The organism is Bradyrhizobium sp. (assembly GCF_049581145.1).
GTDB lineage: Bacteria > Pseudomonadota > Alphaproteobacteria > Rhizobiales > Xanthobacteraceae > Bradyrhizobium.
Map to the genome: position 1 here is coordinate 1 of NZ_JBAURI010000926.1, position 1,647 is coordinate 1,647.

Annotated in this window: 2 protein-coding genes and 1 pseudogene; 1 reads left to right on the forward strand and 2 read right to left on the reverse strand. The window is 65.1% G+C overall.

Annotation, left to right across the window (positions count from 1 at the left end; all coding sequences use genetic code 11):
* Nucleotides 1-352 (reverse strand): tetratricopeptide repeat protein (locus WCB02_RS30395; protein ID WP_423963828.1); only part of this gene is annotated, 352 nt, incomplete at its 3' end.
* Between the two features lie 457 nt (nucleotides 353-809).
* Nucleotides 810-1,454, reverse strand: a complete 645-nt coding sequence (locus WCB02_RS30400; RefSeq protein WP_423963830.1) for a TetR/AcrR family transcriptional regulator — start codon at nucleotides 1,452-1,454, stop codon at nucleotides 810-812.
* 99 nt (nucleotides 1,455-1,553) lie between these two features.
* Between WCB02_RS30400 and WCB02_RS30405 the strand changes: the two are divergent.
* Nucleotides 1,554-1,647, forward strand: a pseudogene (locus WCB02_RS30405) (oxidoreductase); the annotation flags it as partial.

Consider the following 1,647-nt stretch of genomic DNA (forward strand, 5'->3'; position numbering starts at 1 on the left):
GCGCGAAGCAGACCTTGCCGAGCTGATGCCGAAGCTGGCCGTCCTGAGGCCGTTCCGCGAGCAGGTCCTGCAGCAGCGCCCTGGCCGCCGGATATTGCCTGGTCGCCATCAAGGCCTCGACCAGCCCCGTGCGCGCCTCCCAATGCGCCGGCGTCAGCTTCAGCGCCTGGCGATAAAGCGGGATGGCGTCCGTTGCCTTGCCGGTCCTCAGACGCACATCGCCGAGATTGCACCAGGACGACGTGAGGTGGGGAGCGAGCCGCAGCGCGACCTGGTAGTTGCCGGCCGCAAGATGGGGATGGCCGCGCTGCAAATGGGCATCGCCGAGCCTGGCGTGCAGGCGGGCGAGCATTGCGCTGGGAGATTCGGCGCTTGGAGAATCCGCACTTGGAGAATCCGCACTTGGAGAATCGGCGGAGTCCGGGCCTGCCGCATCGCGCCCGGCCGCTGGCGATGTGAGGGGCTCGGTCTCCTGGACGGCTGACGCGCTCGTGCTCACGGTCGGACCCTCGGCAAGAATCAGTCGGCAGGAACTCGGCAGAACCCGGCAAGAATCAGTCAGGGGGCCATCCTAGACAAACCAGCTTCCACCACCCGCCATCGCGACCGGCCGGCGGGCTAAAATTTTCGTAACCTTTGCAGGCGCGTGGTTATCCTCCGTCATCGCGAGCAGCCCCTGCGATCAGCAATCCGCACCTTCTCCGCGGCGCGATGGATTGCGTCGCTGACGCTCGCGATGACGGAGTTTGCGGCACCGCCGGCGCGCCCGGTTCGCCATCTGCTCGCACCATCATGCGACAGAACAAGGATCATCGCCGCGGGCGTGTTTGCGCTGTGGCCGCCAGATAAGACTGGCACAGCAGCACGAGGTGATGCCGCAGCTTCTCCACCATCGCCTTTGAAGCGCCACCCTCCAGCACCGATCGCATCACGCCCGCCATCGCCGCAAACATCATCTGGATCGCAAACTCCTCCTGGCGCAGCACGGCGTCCGGCGCCGTCCGCAGCGCCGCCGCAAACGCCTTTTGCATGCGCAGCGCCGCGCGCTGGATCAGCGCGGGCCCGTCGATATCCGCGGCGATGCGGTACAGCGCCGCTGAAATATCGGCACGTTGCATTTTCACGTCGACAAACGCTTCAACCACCTGCTTGACCATCTCCGCCAGCGGCTTGCCGCGTGCGTGCGCGCAGGTCGTCTGCATCGTCTCCGCCACCTTCTCGATATGGGCTTCGAGAACGGCAAACAGCAGCGACTGCTTGTTCGGAAAGTACTGGTACAGCGTTCCCACCGAGACGCCGGCCCGCTCGGCGACGCGCGTCGTGGTCAGCCGTTCGGCGCCCTGGCTGAGCAGAACCTGAATGGTCGCCTCGTAAATCGCCTGCACGGTGACGGTCGATCGCGCCTGGACCGGCGATTTCCGCGGTTCAAAGGCGTTTTGCGCCTGCCCGGCCATATGCGAATTCCAAACCTGAAGGATTCTTCATAAATAGGGATAGCGAATTCCCGGCAGGACGACAACGGCCGGATCGCCGCAACCGATCGGAGACTGAAGATGTCCGTCATGGCCCGTTCCTCCACTTTCAAGCTCGGCGACCGCACCGTGAACCGCATGGGTTATGGCGCGATGCGGCTGGCCGGTCCCGGCG